General features: G+C 47.1%; 24 protein-coding genes. 3 read left to right on the top strand and 21 right to left on the bottom strand.

From position 1 onward, the window contains the following. The first annotated feature begins 32 nt into the window (after positions 1-32). The 3 genes from glyQ to ispH all read left to right on the top strand — a co-directional run bounded on the left by glyQ (position 33) and on the right by ispH (position 2,568). Positions 33-932, top strand: a complete 900-nt coding sequence (glyQ, locus tag ACTHTS_RS06715; protein ID WP_003685919.1) for a glycine--tRNA ligase subunit alpha — start codon at positions 33-35, stop codon at positions 930-932. A 147-nt stretch (positions 933-1,079) separates the two neighbouring features. Beyond that, positions 1,080-1,586: a signal peptidase II gene (lspA, locus tag ACTHTS_RS06710; RefSeq protein ID WP_164836697.1), complete on the top strand. Its 507-nt coding sequence runs from the start codon at positions 1,080-1,082 to the stop codon at positions 1,584-1,586. A gap of 13 nt (positions 1,587-1,599) precedes the next feature. Continuing rightward, complete coding sequence (gene ispH / locus ACTHTS_RS06705; protein ID WP_440369589.1) at positions 1,600-2,568, top strand: 4-hydroxy-3-methylbut-2-enyl diphosphate reductase; 969 nt, start codon at positions 1,600-1,602, stop codon at positions 2,566-2,568. A 119-nt stretch (positions 2,569-2,687) separates the two neighbouring features. On the opposite strand, the gene ftsZ is transcribed toward ispH, so the two are convergent. The 21 genes from ftsZ to ACTHTS_RS06600 form a co-directional block, all read right to left on the bottom strand. Then, positions 2,688-3,887 (bottom strand): cell division protein FtsZ, encoded by a 1,200-nt coding sequence (gene ftsZ, locus ACTHTS_RS06700; RefSeq protein WP_003682480.1) that lies wholly within the window; start codon positions 3,885-3,887, stop codon positions 2,688-2,690. 252 nt (positions 3,888-4,139) lie between these two features. Beyond that, positions 4,140-5,393: a cell division protein FtsA gene (ftsA, locus tag ACTHTS_RS06695; protein WP_003682483.1), complete on the bottom strand. Its 1,254-nt coding sequence runs from the start codon at positions 5,391-5,393 to the stop codon at positions 4,140-4,142. Between the two features lie 74 nt (positions 5,394-5,467). Then, positions 5,468-6,187, bottom strand: coding sequence for a cell division protein FtsQ/DivIB (locus tag ACTHTS_RS06690; RefSeq protein ID WP_070606055.1), 720 nt, complete (start codon positions 6,185-6,187; stop codon positions 5,468-5,470). Continuing rightward, the gene (locus ACTHTS_RS06685) at positions 6,177-7,091 is read right to left on the bottom strand and encodes a D-alanine--D-alanine ligase (RefSeq protein ID WP_440369588.1); all 915 of its coding nucleotides are present in this window, start codon (positions 7,089-7,091) and stop codon (positions 6,177-6,179) included. The genes ACTHTS_RS06690 and ACTHTS_RS06685 overlap by 11 nt, the downstream gene beginning before the upstream one ends. Before the next feature lie 88 nt (positions 7,092-7,179). Next, a complete protein-coding gene (gene murC / locus ACTHTS_RS06680; RefSeq protein WP_440369587.1) occupies positions 7,180-8,589 on the bottom strand; it encodes a UDP-N-acetylmuramate--L-alanine ligase in 1,410 nt (469 codons plus the stop codon). 166 nt (positions 8,590-8,755) lie between these two features. Next, positions 8,756-9,823, bottom strand: coding sequence for an undecaprenyldiphospho-muramoylpentapeptide beta-N-acetylglucosaminyltransferase (gene murG, locus ACTHTS_RS06675; RefSeq protein WP_070765628.1), 1,068 nt, complete (start codon positions 9,821-9,823; stop codon positions 8,756-8,758). A 4-nt stretch (positions 9,824-9,827) separates the two neighbouring features. Beyond that, complete coding sequence (locus tag ACTHTS_RS06670; RefSeq protein WP_440369586.1) at positions 9,828-11,090, bottom strand: FtsW/RodA/SpoVE family cell cycle protein; 1,263 nt, start codon at positions 11,088-11,090, stop codon at positions 9,828-9,830. Positions 11,091-11,382: 292 nt separating this feature from the next. After that, on the bottom strand, positions 11,383-11,943 hold the full coding sequence (locus ACTHTS_RS06665; protein WP_440369585.1) for a L,D-transpeptidase family protein: 561 nt from the start codon (positions 11,941-11,943) through the stop codon (positions 11,383-11,385). A 13-nt stretch (positions 11,944-11,956) separates the two neighbouring features. Then, complete coding sequence (murD, locus tag ACTHTS_RS06660; RefSeq protein WP_440369584.1) at positions 11,957-13,294, bottom strand: UDP-N-acetylmuramoyl-L-alanine--D-glutamate ligase; 1,338 nt, start codon at positions 13,292-13,294, stop codon at positions 11,957-11,959. Between the two features lie 43 nt (positions 13,295-13,337). Then, positions 13,338-14,012, bottom strand: coding sequence for a tetratricopeptide repeat protein (locus ACTHTS_RS06655; protein WP_440369583.1), 675 nt, complete (start codon positions 14,010-14,012; stop codon positions 13,338-13,340). A gap of 81 nt (positions 14,013-14,093) precedes the next feature. Next, on the bottom strand, positions 14,094-14,618 hold the full coding sequence (locus ACTHTS_RS06650; protein ID WP_440369582.1) for a hypothetical protein: 525 nt from the start codon (positions 14,616-14,618) through the stop codon (positions 14,094-14,096). Between the two features lie 24 nt (positions 14,619-14,642). After that, positions 14,643-15,716 carry a hypothetical protein gene (locus ACTHTS_RS06645; protein WP_440369581.1) on the bottom strand — a complete coding sequence of 358 codons (1,074 nt, stop codon included), beginning with the start codon at positions 15,714-15,716 and terminating at the stop codon, positions 14,643-14,645. A 22-nt stretch (positions 15,717-15,738) separates the two neighbouring features. Continuing rightward, positions 15,739-16,230 (bottom strand): hypothetical protein, encoded by a 492-nt coding sequence (locus tag ACTHTS_RS06640; RefSeq protein ID WP_141752878.1) that lies wholly within the window; start codon positions 16,228-16,230, stop codon positions 15,739-15,741. A gap of 139 nt (positions 16,231-16,369) precedes the next feature. Next, complete coding sequence (locus tag ACTHTS_RS06635) at positions 16,370-16,960, bottom strand: hypothetical protein (RefSeq protein WP_440369580.1); 591 nt, start codon at positions 16,958-16,960, stop codon at positions 16,370-16,372. A gap of 154 nt (positions 16,961-17,114) precedes the next feature. After that, a complete protein-coding gene (locus tag ACTHTS_RS06630; protein ID WP_440369579.1) occupies positions 17,115-17,594 on the bottom strand; it encodes a group II truncated hemoglobin in 480 nt (159 codons plus the stop codon). A gap of 116 nt (positions 17,595-17,710) precedes the next feature. Next, the gene (mraY, locus tag ACTHTS_RS06625; RefSeq protein ID WP_004518887.1) at positions 17,711-18,793 is read right to left on the bottom strand and encodes a phospho-N-acetylmuramoyl-pentapeptide-transferase; all 1,083 of its coding nucleotides are present in this window, start codon (positions 18,791-18,793) and stop codon (positions 17,711-17,713) included. Positions 18,794-18,894: 101 nt separating this feature from the next. Next, positions 18,895-19,044: a hypothetical protein gene (locus ACTHTS_RS06620; RefSeq protein ID WP_003748282.1), complete on the bottom strand. Its 150-nt coding sequence runs from the start codon at positions 19,042-19,044 to the stop codon at positions 18,895-18,897. A 16-nt stretch (positions 19,045-19,060) separates the two neighbouring features. Continuing rightward, complete coding sequence (locus ACTHTS_RS06615; protein WP_141761534.1) at positions 19,061-19,462, bottom strand: hypothetical protein; 402 nt, start codon at positions 19,460-19,462, stop codon at positions 19,061-19,063. A gap of 32 nt (positions 19,463-19,494) precedes the next feature. Beyond that, on the bottom strand, positions 19,495-20,862 hold the full coding sequence (locus tag ACTHTS_RS06610; protein ID WP_070765621.1) for a UDP-N-acetylmuramoyl-tripeptide--D-alanyl-D-alanine ligase: 1,368 nt from the start codon (positions 20,860-20,862) through the stop codon (positions 19,495-19,497). Next, the gene (locus ACTHTS_RS06605; RefSeq protein WP_070765620.1) at positions 20,859-21,371 is read right to left on the bottom strand and encodes a hypothetical protein; all 513 of its coding nucleotides are present in this window, start codon (positions 21,369-21,371) and stop codon (positions 20,859-20,861) included. Before ACTHTS_RS06605 ends, ACTHTS_RS06610 begins: the two co-directional genes overlap by 4 nt. Before the next feature lie 21 nt (positions 21,372-21,392). Beyond that, complete coding sequence (locus tag ACTHTS_RS06600) at positions 21,393-22,247, bottom strand: peptidase (protein WP_070765619.1); 855 nt, start codon at positions 22,245-22,247, stop codon at positions 21,393-21,395. Between the last annotated feature and the right edge of the window lie 6 nt (positions 22,248-22,253).

Raw genomic sequence — 22,253 nt, 5'->3', positions numbered from 1 at the left:
TACCCTCTTTATTCCAACCTATTCCATCCACCATGCTCACCTTCCAACAAATTATTTTCAAATTACAAAACTACTGGGCAGACAAAGGCTGCACCGTTATCCAACCTTTCGATATGGAAGTCGGTGCCGGTACTTCACATCCAGCCACCTGCCTGCGTGCATTAGGCCCGGAGCCTTGGTTTGCCGCTTACGTTCAACCCAGCCGCCGCCCCAAAGACGGCCGCTATGGCGACAACCCCAACCGCCTGCAACACTACTATCAATTCCAAGTTGCGCTCAAACCAGCTCCCGCCAATATTCAAGACCTCTACCTCGACTCCTTGCGCGAATTGGGTATTGATCCTAAAGTACACGACATCCGCTTTGTCGAAGATGACTGGGAAAACCCTACTCTCGGCGCTTGGGGCTTGGGTTGGGAAGTTTGGCTCAACGGCATGGAAGTAACCCAATTCACCTATTTCCAACAAGTCGGCGGTATCGACTGCTCCCCTGTACTCGGTGAAATCACCTATGGTATCGAGCGTCTCGCCATGTATCTGCAAGGCGTGGAAAACGTGTACGACCTTGTTTGGGCAAAAACCCTTGATGGCAACATCGTCACTTACGGCGACGTTTATCATCAAAACGAAGTCGAACAATCCACCTACAACTTCGAATACAGCGATGCCGATTGGCTCTTGCGCCAATTCAACGACTACGAAGAACAAGCCAAACGCCTGCTTGCAGTTGAAGACACCAGTCTTGCCCTGCCTGCTTACGAGCTTGTACTCAAAGCCGGTCATACGTTCAACCTCTTGGATGCACGCGGTGCCATTTCTGTTACCGAACGCGCAACCTACATCGGCCGTATTCGCGCACTGAGCCGTATCGTTGCTCAAAAATTCGTTGAAAGCCGCGAGAAACTGGGCTTCCCGTTACTTAAAAACCAATAAGCCCGCACATGCTTACCACGCCGCCCTTTGATACATTCAAGTGGCGGCGTTTCTATTTTCAGACGGCCTAACGTCGATGCCATCGCAAACACTTCCTGCCTGCTTTCAGGTAAAATAAGCCCTTTATTACATAAACCGTCTGAAAACATGAGTTCATCCTCTTCTGCAAAAACGCCCTTTTTCTTACTTTCCCTCGTTGCCATCATTCTTGACCAACTGAGCAAATGGGAAATCTTGAAACACTTTACCGAAGGCGAACGCCTCAATATCATTCCAGACTTTTTTGACCTGACCCTTGCCTATAATCCAGGCGCGGCATTCAGCTTTTTGGCCGACCAAGGCGGCTGGCAAAAATTCTTCTTTTTAGGTCTGGCAGTCGTTATCAGCCTGTATTTAGCCCGTGCCATTTTGCGTGATGAGTTTGGCCGCTGGGGCAAATTGGGTGCAGCCATGATTATCGGTGGCGCGATTGGCAATGTGGTTGACCGTCTGATTCATGGCCACGTTGTCGATTTTCTGCTTTTCTATTGGCAAAACTGGTTCTACCCCGCATTTAACATTGCCGACAGCTTTATCTGCGTTGGCGCAGTTTGCTTGGTAATAGACGGTTTGCTGCACAAAAAAACACCTTCAAACGACACAAAGGCCGTCTGAAAACGGAACACACATGACTCAAAAAACCATTATCCTTGCCAATCCCCGCGGCTTCTGTGCCGGTGTTGACCGTGCCATCAGCATTGTTGAACGTGCACTCGAAGAATTCGGCGCGCCCATTTACGTCCGCCATGAGGTCGTTCACAACAAATTCGTCGTGGACAATCTGCGGGCAAAAGGTGCCGTCTTTGTTGATGACTTGGCGGATGTCCCAAAGGGTGCCACACTGATTTACTCTGCTCACGGCGTATCCAAAGCCGTACAGGAAGAAGCGGTGCAACGTGGTTTCCGAGTTTTTGATGCCACCTGCCCTTTGGTAACCAAAGTCCATAAAGAAGTAGCCCGCCTTGATGAGCAAGATTACGAAATTATCATGATCGGCCACAAAGGCCACGTCGAAGTAGAAGGCACGATGGGACAATTACCTCCGGGTAAAATGTTTCTGGTTGAGACAGTGGAAGATGTAGCCGGACTGAACGTCAAGAATCCTGACAAACTTGCCTACGTCAGCCAAACCACTTTATCGGTGGATGAAACCAAAGACATTATTGCAGCTTTAAACCAACGCTTCCCCAATATCCGCAATCCGCACAAAGAAGACATCTGCTACGCCACAACCAACCGCCAAACCGCTGTTAAAGAATTGGCCGAAGAATGCGATCTCGTAATTGTTGTCGGCTCGCCCAACTCTTCCAACAGCAACCGTTTGCGTGAAGTAGCCGCATTGCGCGGGGTCGATGCCTATATGGTCGATAATGCTTCCTACCTGAAAAAAGAATGGTTTGAAAACAAAACTAAGGTCGGTGTCACTGCCGGTGCATCTGCACCCGAAGTCTTAGTTCGAGAAGTCTTACAAACCATTCAAGACTGGGGACATGAGACCATACGCGAAGGAGCAGGCGCAGAAGAAAGCATTGTATTTGTCTTGCCTAAAGAGTTGCGTCGTGAGGGTGAAAACAAGCAAATTCTCAATAAAGGGTAAGTTTGTTATTTGCTTTATTTGAACTTAAGGCCGTCTGAAAATTTTCAGACGGCCTTAAGTATATTTTACTAATAAAAAAGACCTGCCTTAAAGGCAGGTCTTTTCATACATTATCCTGATTATTTCTCAGAAGTATGTTGCTGACGGCGCAAGATAGCAGGAATTTCAAAGTCATCCAGTACAGACTGGTTGCTGAAATCAGCCGCAGTCAGATTCATAGAACGGATATTGCGGTTGGTACGAACCAGGCTTTCAGCACTGCTTTGGCTTTGAGCTTGAGGCGCTTCTTCCGCACCACGTACCAATTGTTGGGTACGGGCAGCAGCACGCAGTTGGTTGTCAGTACCGTTTTCTTTCAAGCCGGTAGCAATGATGGTAATACGGATAGCGTCTTCGCTCATGCTCTCGTCTTCGGCAGCACCAAATTTGCATTCCACTTCAGGGTGTGCATTTTGGTTGACGATACGCATAATCTCGTTGAACTCAGACATTTTCAGGCAACCAGGAGCAGTGGTAATGTTTACCAATACACCGCGTGCACCATCCAAAGTAACGTTATCCAAGAGCGGGCTGGAGATAGCTTGATCGGTAGCTAATCGGGCACGGTCGATACCTTGTGCGAAACCTGAACCCATCATGGCGATGCCGCGATTGCTCATCACGGTTTTCACGTCGGCGAAGTCCAAGTTGATCATGTCGCTCGGGCAAGTCACCACTTCGGAAATACCGGCAACCGCATCACGCAATACATTATCGGCCGCACGGAAAGCTTCGCGCATGGTCACGTCTTCGCCCAAGGCAGTCATCAATTTGTCGTTCGGGATAATAATCAGGGAGTCAACGCGCTCTTTGAGCTGATCCAAACCTGCTTGAGCGATGTGTACGCGTTTGCCTTCGTAAGCAAACGGACGGGTTACAACCGCAACGGTCAGAATACCCATTTCTTTAGCGATTTCAGCCACAACAGGAGCAGAACCGGTACCTGTACCGCCACCCATACCGGTAGTGATGAACAGCATGTTTGCACCACGGATGGCATCTTCGATGGCTTCGCGATCTTCTTGGGCTGCGGCGCGACCGATTTCAGGATTTGCACCGGCACCCAAACCACGAGTCAGGTTTGTACCCAATTGAATGCGTTTAGCCGCATTGTTTTTAGCCAATGATTGCGCATCGGTATTGGCACTGATGAACTCAACACCATGAATAGTGTTGGCAACCATGTTGTTGATGGCATTACAGCCGCCGCCACCCAAACCGATAACTTTAATAACAGCAGGGCTTGTTGCTGATTCTGCTACGTCGTAAACAAATTCCATTCAATAATCCTCCGCGCCCCGCTTTATAAGGACGGTTCAAAAATAATTTATTATCCGTATTATATAAGAAGTATCCTGATACTGGCAAAAATCTTCTTATCATCCGACTGTCGGCGTTATATTTTTACTACAATTTTTAACAGAAAATATACAAGTTTTAAATTATTCACTTAGCAATTATTTAAAACCGTTTAATTCTACTTAAATATTCAGGACAAACGGGTTTTACACCGCCTGCCCTGAACGCTTTTATCAGAAATTGTCTCTGAAGAATCTTTGGATTTTTTCCCACAGACCCATTTTTTTGCCTGAATCATTCAGGGCAATCGCACCGGTTCGGCTGGTTTGTTCACCCTCTTCGGCAGCATAGGCCGTCTGAAGCAGGCCAATTGCTGTTGAATAGCGTGGATTGCGGATACGCTCGGATACGCCGCCCATTTCCTGCGGAACACCGATACGTGCCGGCAAATTAAAGACTTCTTCCGCCAACTCAACAATACCGGTCAACATAGAAGCACCGCCGGTCAAAACGATACCGGAAGTCAGCACTTCTTCAGGGAAGCCGGAACGGCGCAATTCGTTCAGCGTCAATTCCAAAATCTCTTCTACGCGCGGGCCGATGATTTCAGCCAATACACGGCGTGAAATTTGACGTGATTGACGGTCGCCAACGCTAGGAACTTCAATCATTTCATCCAAGCCGTCCATAGTCGGAATGGCGGCGCCGTAATGGATTTTGATGTACTCGGCGGCACTGTGCGGCGTACGCAGGGCTTGCGCCAAGTCTTTGGTAATCAAATCGCCGGCAACGGGAATAACCGCGGTATGGCGGATGGCGCCATTGGTATAAACCGCGATGTCGGTTGTACCGCCGCCAATATCGATGACGCACACGCCCAAATCTTTTTCATCTTCAGTCAAAACAGCGTGACCGCTCGCCAAAGGCTGAAGCATGATTTGATCCATTTGCAGGCCGCAGCGTTGGATACATTTTTGGATATTTTGCAAAGCAGTGTTCGCACCGGTAATGATGTGTACGCGGGTGTCCAAACGCACGCCGCTCATGCCGATAGGCTCTTTCACACCGGGTTGGTTGTCGATGATGTACTCTTGAACCACGGTATGCAAGATATTGTGATCAGGCGGAATATTGATGGCTTTGGCCGTTTCGATGGCACGATCGATGTCGGCTTGCGATACTTCGCCATCTTTAATTTTGACCACGCCTTGTGAATTCAGGCTGCGGATATGGTTACCAGCAATACCGGTGACGACATGGGAAATTTTGGTATCTGCCATCAGCTCGGCATCTTCTACCGCCTGACGAATGGCTTGCGCAGTGGCGTCAATGTTGGTCACCATACCTGCACGCAGGCCGCGTGAAGGGCTTTGACCCAAGCCAACAATGTGGATTTCGTTATCTTCCCGAATCTCACCGATTAAGGCGATGACCTTGGACGTACCAATGTCTAAGGCACTGATATATTTATTTTGTTGTTGTTCCATAATTGCTCGTTCGCTATGTTGTCTGACTGACGGTTTGATTATTTTTGAAACAAGATTGCTTCACGTCTAATCGGCTATTCACTGTCGGAAGGGTTTTCAGACGGCCTGTAACGGACTGAAAAACCATCCTTATAACGCATATCGACATACTCGATACGACTTTGTTTTTTGCGCAACAGCGATGGCCAAATCTGGGCAAACTGCTGCAAACGTTTGATTTCATTTTCACGCCCCAAACGCACGGTAATGCCGTTGTTCAATACAAGCAGCCATGCCGACCGCGGCGTGTAGATCAATTCTTTGATGGTCAGTTTCAACGGGCTCAAAATACCGGAAAAGTCCGCATAATGTTTGACCATGTCTTTGCCTGTCCCCTGCTGCCCTTCAAATATAGGCAGGTCCTGTTTCAGGCTTGCGGCAAACACATTGCCCTTACTGTCCACCAAGCCACCAGCGCGCCAGTGTGCAACCGGCACACGCTCGGTCAGGATAATTTCCACGGTTTCCGGAAAACGGCGGCGTACCATTGCCGAGTCAATCCAAGGCAATTCCTGAAAAGCGGCCTGCGCCGAATCAATATCGGCGCGGAACATATTACCCCTGATATGCTCTCGTGCAACGGTTTGCAATTCTTTGCTGGAAGCATATTTCAGCTTACCCTGAATGGCAATCTGTTTCACTGGGAAATATTTTGAATTGTAAAGCCAAGCTATGCCCGAACCTATCAGTAGAAAGGCCATCAGCAACAATAGCCGGCGGGTCAACCGACCCAGTGCACCTGCATCATCCCACATGAGCGGTCTTCAAAATCTCAATACATAAATCAGCAAAATCTACGCCGGTATGGGCTGCAGATTTTGGCACCAAACTGTGGCTGGTCATACCGGGCAAGGTATTGATTTCCAAAAGATACAACTTACCGTCCGTATCTTTTAGGAAGTCCACGCGCGAACAACCGTCCGCACCAACCGCCTGCGCGCCACGCACGGCCAGTTCGCGCATGAGGTTTTCCTCATCCACACTCAAATCTTCCGACGGGCATTGATAAACCGTATCGTCGCGGTTGTATTTGGCTTCGTAATCGTAAAACTCGGTAGCCGGAATAATATGAATGCTGGGCAGGCCTTTGCCGTTCAATACCGGACAAGAATATTCGCCGCCACCGATGAAGCGTTCGGCAATGATTTCGCCCTGCAAATGTTTCAATTCTTCGTAAACGCTTTTCAAACGGCCTTTTTCTTTGACTTTTACCACACCGACGCTGCTGCCTTCTGAGGCAGGTTTCACAAACATCGGCAGGCCCAATTTTTCTTCAACGGCATCAAAGTCGCTGTTGTCATGCAATACGGCAAATTCAGGGACAGGCAAGCCCACGGCCTGCCAAATCAGTTTGCAGCGGTATTTGTCCATACCCAGCGCAGAAGCGGCTACACCGCTGCCGGTGTAAGGAATACCCATCAGTTCCAACGCGCCTTGAATCGCGCCATCTTCGCCGAAAGTGCCGTGCAGAATATTGAAGGCCGTCTGAAAACCTTGTGTTTTCAATTCAGACAACGGAGTTTCTTTGGGGTCGAACGCATGGGCATCGACACCTTTGCTTTTCAAGGCAGCCAAAATAGCGGCGCCGCTGTCCAGCGAAACTTCACGCTCGCTGGAGAAGCCGCCCATCAACACGGCCACTTTGCCAAAATTCTGCATAATTTCCACTTTCTTAAATACTGATACAGGCCGTCTGAAATATTGTTCAGACGACCTATGTGTCCTCAAAGGCAAATATGCCTGTTTATTATGATTGTTTCGACAATTCCACCAATGCAGACGGAACGCGGTTGATGCTGCCGGCACCCATATTCAGAACAACATCGCCGTCCTGCAAAACATTCAGCAGCATTTGCGGCAGGTCGGCAACGTTTTCGCAGTAAATAGGCTCAAGTTTGCCCAATACGCGGATGGCGCGCGCCAAGGCGCGGGAGTCGGCTGCGGCAATCGGCTCTTCACCTGCGGCATAAACTTCGGTCAACACCAGCGCATCAACAGTATTGAGGACTTTGGTAAAGTCTTCAAACAAATCGCGTGTACGGGTATAGCGGTGTGGTTGGAAAGCCAAAACCAAGCGTTTTTCAGGGTATGCGCCGCGTGCAGCGGAAAGGGTTGCCGCCATTTCGACAGGATGATGCCCATAATCGTCCACCAGCAAAGCAGTTCCGCCGTTTGGCAACTTAATGTCTCCATATTTTTGGAAGCGGCGGCCGACGCCCTCAAAGCCGAGCAAGCCTTTTTGGATGGCTTCAACCGATGCACCAACTTCCAGCGCAACACCGATAGCCGCCAACGCATTGAGGACATTGTGGCGGCCGGGCATATTCAAAACAACTTCAAACGGCTCTTGCTCGTGTCCTTTCATTTGAACATGAACGGTAAATTTCATTTGCGCGCCGACGTTTTCAATATTGGTCGCATAGATATCGGCAGTATCGTCCAAACCGTAAGTCGCGTAAGGCTTGCTCACTTTGGGCAAAATCGCGCGGACGTGTTCGCTGTCGATACACAAAAAGGCTTTACCGTAGAACGGCATACGGTGGATAAAATCGACAAACGCCTGATGCAGTTTCTCAACGCTGTGACCGTAAGTGTCCATATGGTCTTCGTCGATATTGGTCACGACGGACATAATCGGCGTCAGATACAGGAAAGAAGCATCGGATTCGTCGGCTTCGGCAACAATGTATTCGCCTTTACCCAAACGGGCGTTGGTACCAGCGGCGTTGAGCTTGCCGCCGATAACGAAAGTCGGGTCAAGTCCTGCCGCGCCGAGAATAGAAGCGGTCAGGCTGGTGGTTGTGGTTTTACCGTGCGTACCGGCAATGGCGATACCATCACGGAAGCGCATCAATTCTGCCAACATCAACGCGCGCGGAATCACGGGGATTTGCTGTTCCAACGCGGCAACAACTTCAGGATTGTCTTTTTTGACGGCAGTAGAGGTAACAACCACGTCGGCGCCATTGACGTGTTCAGCAGTATGGCCGGGGTAAACTTGGATGCCGAGAGCGCTCAAATGCTCAGTAACGGCATTACGCACCTGATCCGAACCGGAAACTTTAAAGCCCAAATTGTGTAAAACTTCGGCAATACCGCTCATGCCGACGCCGCCGATTCCGACAAAATGGATGTTGGTCACTCGATTTTTCATCATAACGTTGCGTTCCGGTTGGTTTTTAGTGCGTAAAGGCGTTATTTTAAAGGGCTATCCGCTTCTGCGCTATGCTTTTATTGTAAAGGAATTTTAACAAAAGCAATAAAGGCCGTCTGAAACGCCGTTAATCAACTTTTCAGACGGCCTTGAATCGAAGTCTGCCTGCTTATTCAGTACAGGATATGGCAATTTCCGCCACATCGTCCGCGCTGTGCGGCAACGCCAGCGTACGGGCATTTTTCGCCCATTTCAGGCATTTTTCACGGTTTAATCCGCCAAGTATTTCGGCCAGTTTTTCTGCCGTCAGTTGAGTTTGCGGCAGCAGCAAACCAGCTTCGGCCTGCACCATAAAACGCGCATTGGCTGTTTGGTGATCATCCACCGCGTGCGGATACGGCACCAGCAATGCACCCAAACCGGCAGCCGTCAGCTCGGCAATCGTCAGCGCGCCGGCACGGCAAATTACCAAATCGGCATCGCGGTAGGCGGACACCATGTCGGTAATAAATTCGACGCACTCGGCTTGTACACCCAAAGCATCGTAATCTGCCTGCAGGTTGCCCAATTTATTGCGGCCGGACTGATGATACATTTGCGGACGAGCCTCCTCAGGCAACAATGCCAAAGCTTGCGGGACGGTTTTGTTCAACACATCCGCACCCAAACTGCCGCCCACCACCAAAACTTTTAGACGGCCTTGACGGTTTTCAAAGCGTTCTTCAGGAACAGGCAATGCCGCAATATCGGCACGGACAGGATTACCCACCAATCCGCCTTCATGCTGAAAGGCTTTGGGGAAAGCATACAGGACACGTTTTGCCCAACGCGACAGTTGGCGGTTGGACAAACCGGCTACGGCGTTTTGCTCGTGAATCACAATCGGCACACCGGAAATTTTTGCCGCCAAGCCACCGGGGAAAGTAACAAAACCGCCAAAACCGATAACACACTCGACACGGTGTTTCTTAATAATCTGCTGAGCCGCACGGACGGTTTTATACAGCGTAAACGGCAACATCAGCTTGCGCTTGATACCGTTGCCGCGTATGCCTTTAATCGCCAGCGTTTCCAAGCGTATGCCATATTGCGGCACGATGCGCTCTTCCATCGAATCCTGACTGCCCAGCCAAATCACATGATGGCCGCGCTTTTGCAGCGACTCGGCAACCGCCAATGCAGGGAAAATATGGCCGCCCGTACCGCCGGCCATCAGCATAAAAGTTTTACCGCTCATGGTTTTACTCCACCGAATAACCGCGCATTTTTTGGCGGTTTTCATAATCAATGCGCAATAACAAAGTAACGCACACCAACATGATAAAGACAGCCGAACCGCCGTAAGACATAAACGGCAAAGTCAGACCTTTAGTAGGCAGGATACCGATGTTCACACCGATATTGAAGAAACTTTGAATACCAATCCAAATGCCGATGCCGTTGGCGATGTACGCGCTGAACATCAAGCCCGAATCACGCGCCTGTTTGCCGATGGAAAACGCGCGCCACACCAGCCAGCCGTAGCAGAACACCAAAACCAGCATCCCGACAAAGCCAAATTCCTCGCCAATGACGGCAAAAATAAAGTCCGTATGCGCTTCAGGCAGGTAGAAACGTTTTTCCAAACTCGCACCCAAGCCCTCGCCAAACCAGCCGCCGCGTGCAATCGCCATCAAGGAATGCGTCAGCTGATAGCCTTTACCCAAAGGATCGCTCCATGGATCCAAAAACGCCGCCACACGCGCCATACGGTAAGGCGCAGCCAAAATCAGCAAGCCCATACCGCTCACAACAGTCGCCACCAATACAGCAAAATACTTCCACGGAAAGCCTGCCAAAAACAGCATACCCATGGTAATCACGACAATCACGACAAACGAGCCAAAGTCCGGCTGACCCATAATCAAAACCAAACCGACCGCCACCAACATAATCGGCAGAATCAAGGTCTTAAACTTGCGGAAGCGTTCCTTTACCCTTACCCAAGCTTCACTTTTAAAAGGGCTGCACACCAAATCGCCAATACCGGTAAACAAAGACGACCAACCCAAAGAATCCAAATCGCGCAACATTTCTTCACGGCGCGTAAACAGGCTGGACAAATACAAGACCGTCGCCAATTTGAAAAATTCAGTCGGTTGCAAGTTGAGCGGTCCGATATGAATCCAGCGCGTCGCGCCGTTAATCTCGCGGCCGACAAACAAAACCAGCAACAACAGCAAACCCGAAACAGCAAAATAAAACGGAATAATCCGCCGCCAGAAGCTCATTTTCAGAAGGGAAAGCGGCAAGCATATGACCACAGTAAACAGGATAAAGATTGCCTGCTTAGACACAAAAGAAAACTGGCTACCCCCTTCCGATGCCGCATACGCAATAGAAGCCGAATAAATCATAATCAGGCTGAAGACCGTCATTAAGACGACCATCCACAAGAGAGAAACATCAAACTTCCGACCATCGCGCGCAATCGACCGGTCAAGCATTTTGGAAAGACTAATCATGAAAACATCCGTAACGGCTTGAATAAAATATTCAGACGGCCTGCTAATGGGCAAGAGGCCGTCTAAAAAAATGAATTAACGTTATTTTAAAGGTTTATTTCCAAACCAACAATTCAGAATCTACGGTTCAAAAAAGAGAAAGCGTGTTGACCTGTCCTTAGGAAGGATTGGCGGCTTATTTTAGATAAAAATCCCAGTATCAAGTCCCCTGCCCTACCAAGCTTTTCAGACGGCCTGACAAGCAATCGACTACCCGTTCCAACCTGCCCCATCACTTCAACAGGCATAAAACCTACGGCAGAATCTCAATTTCCGCATTGTGTTTCACACTGCGGTAGAGTTCGTCGACTTCCTCGTCCGTTACCGCGATGCAGCCGTCGGTCCAGTCTCTTTGCAGATGCCTTTTGCCGATAGAACCCCAGCCGTTTTTGATGCCGTGGATTTTAATCAGCCCGCCCGGGCTTTTGCCTTGTGCCGCCGCGTAGGCTTTGTCGGCCTCGTTGGGGTAGGAAACGCCAAGGTTTTTATGGTAGCCGCTATTGGGATTGCGCTCATTGATGCGGTATTTTCCTTCGGGCGTTTTGCCGTCGCCTTCAAACTGTTTATGCCCGACAGGCTGCTTGCCCAGCGCAATAGGATAGATTTTCAGTAATTTTCCTTGCGAATACGCCGACATGGTGCGTTTGCTTTTATGCACGACCAATCTGTCGATAACCGCATCTTCAGGCAACGGCGTTTCGGTCGGTGTGGCAATAGTGGTCGTAGTACGAATCGGCGCAGCAAACCAGAACACCGAAGCCGCGACAGCCAGAAGCAAGACTGCCGCCAAGCCGATTTTCAACCCGACTTTCATCTTTCAGACGGCCTTACAAAGCTTTGAACGCTTCGATAAACACTTCCGAACGGTGCGCATAGCCTTTGAACATATCAAAGCTCGCGCAGGCGGGGCTGAGCAACACGATATCGCCCGCTTCGGCTTGGGCGTATGCCGTCTGAACGGCTTCTTCCAAAGTGGCGCAGTCGGTCATATTCAGACCGCAGCCGTCCAAATCGCGGCGGATTTGCGGCGCATCAACACCAATCAGGAACACGCCTTTTGCCTTGCCGACAAGCGCGTCGCACAGGGGCGTGAAGTCCTGCCCTTTGCCCATGCCGCCTAAAATCACGAAGAGCGGGTTTTGCAAACCGGCAATCGCGGCAGCGGTCGCGCCGACATTCGTGCCTTTGCTGTCGTCGATAAACACCACGCTGTTTTTCTCGCCGATTTTTTCCACGCGGTGCGGCAGGCCTTGGAAGGTTTTAACGTGTTCGAGCAACTCGTTTCGCGGCAAACCGATAGCCTCACACAAAGCCACGGCAGCCATAACGTTGGCGGCGTTGTGCAGACCTTGCAGCGGAATGTCTTGCGTGGCAATCAAATCTTCATTGCCTTGTTTCAGGCGGCCTGTCTCACGTTCCAACCAAAAATCAGCTTCGTGTTCCAACGAAAACCATTTCACCTTGCGCCCGGCACGCTTCATGGCGCGGCAGAACACGTCGTCTGAATTTAAAACCTGCACGCCATCGCCACGGAAAATCTTATCCTTGGTATGCGCGTAATCAAGCAGGTCGTCGTAGCGGTCGAGGTGGTCTTCGGAAATGTTCAGCACCGTCGCCGCAGTCGAGCGCAGGCTTTCGGTGTTTTCCAGTTGGAAGCTGGAAAGCTCCAACACCCACACGTCCGCCTTTTTGCCTTCGCGCTGCAATTCCGCCTCCAAAACCGGCGTGCCGATATTACCTGCGATAACGGTATCCAGCCCGCACTTGATGCAGAGATAGCCGACCAGGCTCGTTACCGTGGTTTTGCCGTTGCTGCCGGTAATTGCAATCACCTTGTCGCCGCGGCGGTTCACAACATCCGCCAGCAATTCAATGTCGCCCAACACGCGCCCGCCGTTTTGCTTGAACGCCTCAATATCCGGCTGACGCTCGCTGATGCCGGGACTGAGCGCCAAAATATCGAAACCGTTGTCCAGCACATCTTTCAGACGACCCGTGTAAAACACCAGCCCTTCAAACATCTTACCGATTTGCGACACGCGCTCCGGTTTCAGCTCCGCATCATACGCGGCAACCTCCGCGCCGTTTTTGCGCAGGTAGGCAATCATGGAAATACCCGTGCCGCCGAGTCCGGCGACGAGGATTTTTTTATCTTGGAAAGTCATTTTGGTTTTATCCTAAGTTTTCTCAGACGGCCTTTAGAAAAATTCAATATCCTGTCTGATTCAATTCTCGATAATTATCACAACCTTGTTGAGATCCATTATCACAAGCCTTGCCATACCATTCCTTAGCAATCACAAGATTTTGCCGAACTCCTTGTCCTTGGGTATACATCACACCCAAATTATATTGTGCCTCGGCATCCCCTTGTTCTGCCGCCTTACGATACCACTGCACTGCCTGTGCATCATCTTGACGGACCCCTTGTCCATCATAATACATGACACCCAAATTATATTGGGCATCGACATGCCCTTGTTCTGCCGCCTTGCGATACCACTGCACTGCCTGTGCATCATCTTGACGGACTCCTTGCCCATTGGCATACATCCAACCCAAATTATATTGGGCTTGTGCATACCCTTGTTCTGCTGATTTACGAAACCATTTTAGCGCTTCTTCGTAATCCTGATTAACTCCTACTCCATTGTAATACAGCAAACCTAAATTTTTTTGAGCAGTTTGCTGACCTTGCTCTGCTGCCTTCCGAAGCCAATACGTAGCCGATGCGTAATCTTCACGAAAAAGATAGATTGCTCCCAAACTAGACTGTGCTGGTACACTGCCTTGTTTTGCATTTTGTATTAGTTTGTCCAAATCAGACACATCTTCCGCCCAAGCTGCTTGCCCTATGCCAAAAGCTAGTAAGGCAACCATCATTTTTTTAATAATTTATTCATTCTAAAATCTATTTCTTTCAAGTTATTGTTTCTGTTTTATACTAGTTTTTCAGACGACGTTTTATTTCTTTCTCGGTTTTGCCTGACGATAGCCGTTACCGACATTTTTACCTGTATTGATACAAATGCGCCCTTCACATATGTAGGCATCCGACTCAGCAAATGCTTTGGCAGTTTCAATGGCATGTTCATAACTCTCCAATTCCGCACGCCTATCAGCCAAATCAACAACCATATATCGCACCACCACAAACAATATAATGACAGCAATAGCTAATACTACGCCTATGCCGATATACCAGCTTTTGATAATTTTATTGAGCTTTCCCACTTCACGATTTAATTCATCAACTGCCTTCTTATACCCTTCACTTGCTAAGCCCAATGACTGCTCAGTTTCTTGTCGGATAGTCTTCCCTGCATTGTCAACTATATTACCAACCTGTCGTCTGAACCGGTCAGACTCCTCCGACAAAGCACGCTGTTGCTCATTAATTCGGCCATCAATTTTCTTCCCCTGTTCGATAACGTCCGCCCGCAACATTACCAACACCTTTATAGCCTCATCAAATTTCTTATCGTCCATTTAAACCTTCCCTGATATACGGATTTAAAGCGTTCTGACCATTGCCCGGCTTGAATGTACCAACTCCTGTTGCCGCTCCAATTCCTGCTGTTCTTTATATTCAGCCAACAGATTTTCTCCCTGCCTCAGCATACGCTGACCTTCTTCCGACTGCGCCAGACTTTTACCCAACGCATCCAACTGACTGCTGTCCGCAGACAAAACTGCAGCGTATAAATCACTGCCGTTCAAATTGTTCCAGTCAGGCAAATTATAGTTGAAAGAGGACTTATCTTGAATTTGTTTGACAGGCTCTCCATTTATATCAGTGACCGTCTCACTTTCCACTGGCAAACCACGTTCATCTTGACGCAAATAATCAGTATTTACCGTCTTGATAGTTTCGTTTTTTTCGTCGTAAGTTTTGACTGTTTTACCTATAAGGTTGCCATCTTGATCGTAATGATTGGTTTGAGAATTGATGGGATTAGGTACAGAAACAAACATTGAATCACCGATATAATCAGGTCTTATTGGCTCATTATGAAATTTACTGACTATTTCGTTGGACATCGTTACAGCCAAATATTCAGGAGCGTTATAAAATTTATGTTTCACGTCATCTGATGCAAAAGGCTTGTTATAACTGTCCATTTCAACATCAGATTTTGCCAAATTAGGATCAGTTGCATGAACCAACTCATGAAACAAAACATTAGCAGCAGATTGGATACCTAATGAAACTTTTTTCCCATTAATTTCAGAAAAAATCTCTGCCGATTGATTAGGGTTCCAAAAGATAATCCCATCAGTGTTATCGGGTCTTAGTGGATAAAAAGTGTTATCTCCCTCTTTAAAGATTACGATATGAATACCCATATCAGAAGCCTTTTGAATCAACGAATTAGCTTTTTCATTTTGCTGCAAATATTGCAAAGCCAAGTCTAATTTTTTGACATCATCCGAATCCGCAGGCATTAAAGCATTCACTTTTGTTTTATCAAACTCTTTCGTCTCATTACTGTAAGCGTTATTTTCTATTAAAACTCTCCCAAAAGTTTCCTTATTTTGCACACTGGCAACAAAACCTTTTTTATTAAAATCCACACCGCTTGTCATAAACAGCTCCAACCTAAATTAATCATTTCAGGATATTTTGATTTGGGTCTATCGTATTAAATAACTCTTTTAATCCTTTTGAATCCAATAAAATCAAAAATCTCTCATCATTTTTAATAATTTTACTGAATAAAAAAGCTTCTCCCTCTGCTGCCTCTCGAGTAAGTATTTGGACAGAATGGGTGTTATACTTAATTTCAATCAATATCAAATATACTGAATCAAATTTATCATAGGGATTTAATGTACTTTTAATTCTATTAAAACCAGAGAAAAAATGAGAAAAGTCTTTTGGTTCTAAACGGTAATGGACAGATTTTGTACCAAATAAGTCCTTATAACCCAAACCTTCCCCTACTCTTTGTTTAATTTGCTCAGCAGTAGAAATGGGCGAAAATGATTCAACAAATCCATAGAGAGCATATACATCGATAGATTTAACACCCTCACTAGGAATTTGTATCACCTCATCTAATTTTTTTGTATTCTTAGCAAAATAAGTATTCATATTCATATTATGCAACTCCTGTTTTTTCGAAATGTTCACATCTTTTACCAAAGTTTCTGTTTGGCAAGCTGATAATGTTATACAAAAACTAATTCCAAGTAGAAATCTCAACATAACTATCCTTTCTTATATCTTTTCCACAATTTTAAAAATATAGATAACTGGGAATTTCAAAAACTTCTCCGCAACGGCTCACTCCATAATAGCTTCTTGTTTTTTCAATTTTCTGATAAACACGCTTTTGTTCTTCATCCATTTTAAAATTTGGCCTTATTTGCCAATACTCCAACATTACATATCCATAAAATTTCCCAGTGAATTTATAGACATATTTAACCGGACCGCTACCGTCATTAATAATATCACCTATATATACATGACAGCAATCATCATTAAATGATTTAAAATTAGCAATATCAAAAGTCTCAGAATTTTTAGAAAAATCTTGATTTTTTTTATACCCACCCAAAGAAATATCTGAACCCTTATTTATCAACAAAATTATTGCATCATTAACCATTTTTTCTTTTGAATATTCAGAAAAATACTTTCTGTCCCTAATGCAATATCCTTTATCTACGATTTGCGACATACCCATATATAAAATTAACGGGGTAACAATGATTAAAATTGCTATACCTCGCTGCACTTTTATAGGAAGTGTGCACGTATATTTATAAATTCTCCATACGATGTACACAATAATAGGAAAAAAGACTATTCCAACTAACCACATCAGCATTATTCCTACAACATCCATATTACCTCTTGTTTTAGCCGTAGGCTGGATTCAGAATCCGACCTTTTCATGATTTGAGTTAAAAGTCCCCTTTTATCATGATGATTAATCTATTTTTACATTTGCTATCACAATCACTTTTCAGACGACCTCAACCTTCAAAATAACTATCCACGCCATACTGCTTTAAAACGTTTTTCAATTCGGGAATGCGGATTACGGGATCGACCGCCATCGGCGGCATAGGCGGTTCGATACCGTCTTCGTTTTGGTTACGGCACCAATCTGCCATGGCAAAAACTTGGATTAAAACCGGCTCGGCAAGTGCTTTATCGATGTCCAGTTCGCTCATGGCTTGGGCAAAGCAGGCGATCCATTCGTTGCGGACTTGTACGTTGACAACAAAAGGCATATGGTGGGCGCGCAGTTGGGGATGGCCGTATTTTTCGACAAAAAGTTGCGGGCCGCCGAGCCAGCCGCTGAAAAATTCGTAGAGCTTTTCGCGTATCAGGGTCATGTCTTCGCCGTGCATTTGGCGTAAGGCTTGGTATTTCGGCTCAAGTTCCATTAAGTCGTAGAAACGGTCGGTCAGGGTGCGGATGCCGGTTGCGCCGCCGAAAGATTGGTACATGTTTGGGGACTTTCTGTGTGGATTATTGCGGGATTTGTTTTTGAAATGGAGGATTCAGGCAAGCATACTTACCTTACATAATGGCCGTCTGAAACTTTCAGACGGCCTTTGGAGATTTAGCGGATTTTAAGGGTACTCAAACCAATCAGTACCAAGACGATGGTGATAATCCAGAAACGGACGACGACTTGTGTTTCTTTCCAGCCTTTTTGTTCGTAATGATGATGAATCGGTGCCATCAGGAAGATGCGTTTTTTGGTGCGTTTGTACCAACCGACCTGCAACATAACGGAAATGGCTTCAACAACAAACAGGCCGCCCATGATGACGAGGACAAATTCTTGGCGGATGATGACGGCAACGGTACCAAGCGCCGCGCCAAGCGCGAGCGCGCCGACGTCGCCCATAAAGACTTGTGCCGGATAGGCGTTAAACCACAAAAAGCCGAGACATGCGCCACACATGGCGGTACAGAAAATCACCACTTCGTTTGCGCCGGCAACGTAAGGTAATTGCAGGTATTGGGCAAATTGGGAGTGTCCGCTGGCATAAGCAAAGATGGCAAGACCGGCTGCAACAAGTACAACGGGGAATGCGGCCAAGCCGTCCAAACCGTCGGTCAGGTTAACGGCATTGGATGTACCGACGATGGTCAGGTAGGACAATACCAAGAAGCCGACTACGCCAAGCGGCAAGGCAACTTGTTTGAAGAAGGGAACAATCAGGATATTGTTGGCAGAGTTTGTCGCAAGGTAGAACAACGCCAAACCAGCGATGATGGCAACGCTGGACTGCCACACCATTTTAAATTTGGCAGACACGCCGTTAGGGTCTTTATAAACCACTTTACGCCAGTCGTCGTAAAAACCGAGTGCGCCGGTAGCAAGCAAGACTCCTAAGAGAATCCAGATATAAGGATTTGCCCAGTTGCCCCACAAGATTGTGGACACGGTAATGGCGGTCAAAATCAGCGAGCCACCCATGGTTGGCGTACCGTTTTTGATCAGGTGGGTTTGAGGGCCGTCGGTACGGACGGCTTGGCCGACTTTAAGCGCAGTCAGTTTGCGGATGGTCCACGGACCAAGCAATAGGGAAAACGCCAAAGCAGTCAAAGCCGCCATGACGGCGCGGAATGTGGTGTATTGAAAAATATTCAGACCGGTTAACCAGTTACTGAAATGTGCGAGCCATAAAAACATGGGGCTTCCTTTTTTGTTTTTGTTGTTACAGCGGGCTTATCGCCCAATTAAAAATAAATCGGTATGCCGTCTGAAATTCCAGACGACCTTATTGAGTAAGATTATTTCTCTACCACGCAAATTGGATAGTTTCCGGGATTCTTTCCGCCTCCCAAGTCCAAGCAGGTATCCTCATAGATAAATGCCTGTACTTTCATTCCGGCATAAAATGCGGCAATCAGCAATCCAGCCAATAGTAAAATCTTTTTCATATTTCAGACGGCCTTCTTAAGTTTTATTTTCTTGAGTCTGAAAATAATCCTTGGGATGTAAGCAAAACAAGCTGTAACAAATTGCAACACGAATGATGACATCCAACAATGGAAAACCGTTCCTAGGGGAAACCAAATAACCGACCATATTGTAGACGATATACAGTATACAGCCATACAGCCACAATCTACGCGCCCAATCCTTACCTCTCCATAGCCCAACAGCACTAACCAGCATCAATATCACTTGCACAAGCAAATGAAAATTTCCTAACCAAAATTCAAACCACCCCCAACGTCCACTTGTACTTTCGTATGCTTCGCTTATTGCCTCAAACCCTACATCTTTGATGTACTGCCACACTACAACCGGCCATAAAACTGCTGCCACTACCATCATCCCAACAATAACCTGCAACAGTATAGGCCGTTTCCTTTTCTGTTCCATTTTCAGACAACCTCTTTATCCGTCAGTGCCTCGACCACTTCTTCCATCTTCATAAAGCGCGAGCCTTTGACCAATACAGTAGCGCGTTCAGGCAAGTCGTGGCTCAACACTTGAATCAGCGGATCTTTGTCAGCAAACCACAAACCTTCCGCGCCAAACGTTTCCGCTGCTTCAACGCTGTTGTCGCCGACAAAATATGCGGCCTCGATGCCTTTATCCCGTGCATACGCGCCAACTTCGGCGTGCATGGCGGCGGCTTCGTCCTCACCCAATTCGCCCATGTCGCCCATCACAAAAATACGCGGCGCAGGCATAGCAGCGAGCACATCAATGGCGGCTTTCATACTGTCGGGGTTGGCATTATAAGTATCGTCAATCAAAGTCGCGCCTTTAATGCCTTGCTTGATATTCAGACGGCCTTTGATATTACTGAAATTTTTCAGGCCGTCTGAAACTTCGGCAAGGCTCAAACCTGCCGCCAAAGCCAGAGCAGCCGCCGCTACGGCATTATGCACATTGTGACGGCCGGGGACTGGCAACACCACGGCAACACGTTCATTGCCACGCACCAAATCAAATTCGCAGGACAACGGTTTCAACTCAATATTTTCTGCATGGACATCGCCACTGGCAACGCCGAAAGTCTGAGCATTCAATTGCGCAGTAGCAGCTTCAAATGTAGCGATATTGGCATCTTCGCACGGAATCAGCGCAATGCCGTCTGAAAGCAAACCTTCGTAGATTTCACTTTTTGCTTTAGCAATATCGCCGACGCCATCAAAACCGCAACCGACATGCGCGCGCAAAGCGTTATTAACCAAAGCAACATTCGGACCGGCGATTCGGGTCAACAAAGACAATTCGCCAAAATGGTTCATGCCCATTTCAATGACGGCATAGCGGTGTTTTTCATTCAGTTTCAACAAAGTCAGCGGCAGGCCGATATGGTTGTTGAAATTGCCGGCAGTCGCCAACACAGCTTCATCGCCGAATCGATGACGCAATACGCCGGCCAACATCTCTTTAACCGTCGTTTTGCCGGAAGAGCCGGTAATACCAAAGACAAACGGATTCACATTTTCACGCCACGCCTTCGCCAGTTTTTGCAAAGCCGCAAGCGTATCGTCAACCTTCAAAGCGCCTTTCAAAACCGCACAATCTTCGCGCGAAACCACAACTGCCGTTGCTCCCGCTGCCAACACATCTTCAACAAAGTCATGCGCATCAAAGCGCTCACCGGCAAGCGCAAAAAATACGTCGCCGTCCTGAATATCACGGCTGTCTGTAACAATACGCGAAACGGGTTGATTTTCAGACGGCATCGGAAGGCCGAGGGTTTGACAGATGAAATTTAGGTCTAGTGGTTTCATGATTGTGTTTCTTGTCCTTGTTCTACTTGTTCTAACGGTTCCACATTTTTATCCGTATTTTGGGAAACCATTTTTAAATGACGACAATTGCGTCCTGCCAGCACAATAAAAAGAATAGCGGCAAAATTTACACCGACAGTAAGCTTATGTACCGTAAGACTAAATGATAATTGCAGTACACTTTCTATATAATACGTAAAAGAAAATGCCTCTCCTACAAAGACTATTTGGAACAAGCATGGCATGTACACATACGTCATTCTCTTAAAACCTACTGCACGGTATTTAAACGCATTCCATGCTGCAGACAGCGCCAACACACCCAAAATGAAAAGTAAAATCCCAAAAAACACAGCCCATGCCATGTTGTTAATCAGTCCTTGCACACTCTGAATTGATGCCAGAATCAACCAAACCACGCCCTGCACAAAAGTCAGCCATGCCATAAATTTGCCGCTTTTGGGCAATTTTTTATAATCAGGAAATGTATTGGAAAACCAACTTTTCATACTACAAATCACTTTCTCTTATCAACTGCCGATTTTCCCATACTGCTGGTAATCGGAAAAACACAATACAATGGTTTTTCCGTTTTGGCGGTAGGGGTGGCAAAGGCTGTAATTACCGTCTTTTGCCTCATAACGTATTTCATTTGTTTGTCCGACAAATATTCTTTGCAAGTATTCACGCTCGCTCAGATTTGGGGCATAAAGATATTGCGTTTTGCTGATTGTTTCTTTATTGCTATTCCGAGTAACGACAAAACCATTATCATCGCCTACTCCCTGAGCATTGGGTGTCTGCTCATCAATCCCACTTAACTGGGAATCAACTGAGAAAGCCAAATAAACCTGTTTATTACCGATCGTATCCGGCACAATCACTGTAGCTGCTTTAAAGGCAGAATCTTCCTTCGACATCATCTCAAGGATTAACGCCGCTTTTTTGATGTATGCCAAGTCAAAACGATAATCTGCCAACGCGTTGATTTGCGATGGATTATCCTTGACGATACGCTCTAGCGATTGAGTCAAGATCTGACGTTTTTTCTGAACAGTCAGATAATTTCCGCCAAATAACAAGGCTGCTAAAACAGGAAATACTGCCAACAGCAAATATAAGGTTTTCCGGCCACCTTTGCTTTCTTCCTCTTGTCCTCGCTCGGCGATACGGGTCAGATTCAGCATGATGTTCAGTATCAAGGCACCCGCCATCACGGCAAAAATCCCCAAAATACTCATCAGGAAAATTTCCGTAATGTATTCGCGGAATACCTTAAGCCCGAAAACATTGGATAGAATCAGAACAAATACCCAATACACCAGCAGCACAACTGCCACCATACCGACGATATTCGTTGCCTTAACCAATTTCTTTGCGTTCATACTCTC

Source organism: Neisseria sp. P0019.S003 (assembly GCF_051957115.1).
GTDB classification, from domain to species: domain Bacteria; phylum Pseudomonadota; class Gammaproteobacteria; order Burkholderiales; family Neisseriaceae; genus Neisseria; species Neisseria flavescens_D.
This window is presented reverse-complemented; position numbering and strand designations above follow the sequence as displayed.

Coding starts and splice junctions, on each gene's coding strand:
- ACTHTS_RS06605 (WP_070765620.1), bottom strand. CDS start 21,371: ATGAAAAGTTGGTTTTCCAATACATTTCCTGATTATAAAAAATTGCCC.
- murG (WP_070765628.1), bottom strand. CDS start 9,823: ATGAGCGGTAAAACTTTTATGCTGATGGCCGGCGGTACGGGCGGCCAT.
- lspA (WP_164836697.1), top strand. CDS start 1,080: ATGAGTTCATCCTCTTCTGCAAAAACGCCCTTTTTCTTACTTTCCCTC.
- murD (WP_440369584.1), bottom strand. CDS start 13,294: ATGACTTTCCAAGATAAAAAAATCCTCGTCGCCGGACTCGGCGGCACG.
- ACTHTS_RS06635 (WP_440369580.1), bottom strand. CDS start 16,960: ATGTGGTTAGTTGGAATAGTCTTTTTTCCTATTATTGTGTACATCGTA.
- murC (WP_440369587.1), bottom strand. CDS start 8,589: ATGATGAAAAATCGAGTGACCAACATCCATTTTGTCGGAATCGGCGGC.
- glyQ (WP_003685919.1), top strand. CDS start 33: ATGCTCACCTTCCAACAAATTATTTTCAAATTACAAAACTACTGGGCA.
- ACTHTS_RS06600 (WP_070765619.1), bottom strand. CDS start 22,247: ATGAACGCAAAGAAATTGGTTAAGGCAACGAATATCGTCGGTATGGTG.
- ACTHTS_RS06610 (WP_070765621.1), bottom strand. CDS start 20,862: ATGAAACCACTAGACCTAAATTTCATCTGTCAAACCCTCGGCCTTCCG.
- ACTHTS_RS06670 (WP_440369586.1), bottom strand. CDS start 11,090: ATGATTAGTCTTTCCAAAATGCTTGACCGGTCGATTGCGCGCGATGGT.
- ACTHTS_RS06685 (WP_440369588.1), bottom strand. CDS start 7,091: ATGCAGAATTTTGGCAAAGTGGCCGTGTTGATGGGCGGCTTCTCCAGC.
- ACTHTS_RS06640 (WP_141752878.1), bottom strand. CDS start 16,230: ATGAATATGAATACTTATTTTGCTAAGAATACAAAAAAATTAGATGAG.
- ACTHTS_RS06645 (WP_440369581.1), bottom strand. CDS start 15,716: ATGACAAGCGGTGTGGATTTTAATAAAAAAGGTTTTGTTGCCAGTGTG.
- ACTHTS_RS06655 (WP_440369583.1), bottom strand. CDS start 14,012: ATGATGGTTGCCTTACTAGCTTTTGGCATAGGGCAAGCAGCTTGGGCG.
- ftsZ (WP_003682480.1), bottom strand. CDS start 3,887: ATGGAATTTGTTTACGACGTAGCAGAATCAGCAACAAGCCCTGCTGTT.
- ftsA (WP_003682483.1), bottom strand. CDS start 5,393: ATGGAACAACAACAAAATAAATATATCAGTGCCTTAGACATTGGTACG.
- mraY (WP_004518887.1), bottom strand. CDS start 18,793: ATGTTTTTATGGCTCGCACATTTCAGTAACTGGTTAACCGGTCTGAAT.
- ACTHTS_RS06665 (WP_440369585.1), bottom strand. CDS start 11,943: ATGAAAGTCGGGTTGAAAATCGGCTTGGCGGCAGTCTTGCTTCTGGCT.
- ACTHTS_RS06630 (WP_440369579.1), bottom strand. CDS start 17,594: ATGTACCAATCTTTCGGCGGCGCAACCGGCATCCGCACCCTGACCGAC.
- ispH (WP_440369589.1), top strand. CDS start 1,600: ATGACTCAAAAAACCATTATCCTTGCCAATCCCCGCGGCTTCTGTGCC.
- ACTHTS_RS06620 (WP_003748282.1), bottom strand. CDS start 19,044: ATGAAAAAGATTTTACTATTGGCTGGATTGCTGATTGCCGCATTTTAT.
- ACTHTS_RS06690 (WP_070606055.1), bottom strand. CDS start 6,187: ATGTGGGATGATGCAGGTGCACTGGGTCGGTTGACCCGCCGGCTATTG.
- ACTHTS_RS06650 (WP_440369582.1), bottom strand. CDS start 14,618: ATGGACGATAAGAAATTTGATGAGGCTATAAAGGTGTTGGTAATGTTG.